Here is a 224-nt window from a genome sequence, read left to right as displayed (position 1 = left end):
CTCCGAACGTGATGCCTTTATTTTATCCCGATCGGGATGAGGATGGGGCTGTTCGTTATGCCGAATACGGGGAGTCAGTTCCGAATCCTTATAATACTTTGACTCAGGCAGGGTATAACGATAACTGGTGGACTAAGATAAACGCCATGATAGCTCTGGAACAGGATTTTTCGAAATTGGTGACCGAAGGGTTGAAGGCTGAAATTAAATTTTCATTCGATGCC

At 44.6% G+C, this 224-nt stretch carries 1 protein-coding gene; it reads left to right on the top strand.

Going from position 1 to position 224, the window contains the following annotated elements; genetic code table 11:
- Positions 1-224, top strand: a 224-nt coding sequence (locus tag NE623_RS14655; protein WP_256276178.1) for a hypothetical protein, incomplete at both ends; no start/stop codon positions are given.

Origin of the sequence: Gemmiger formicilis (assembly GCF_024462815.1) — a bacterium.
Classification (GTDB): Bacteria; Bacillota; Clostridia; order Oscillospirales; family Ruminococcaceae; genus Gemmiger.
The sequence above is the reverse complement of the archived record's forward strand: the minus strand, read 5'-3'. Positions and strand labels throughout refer to the sequence as shown.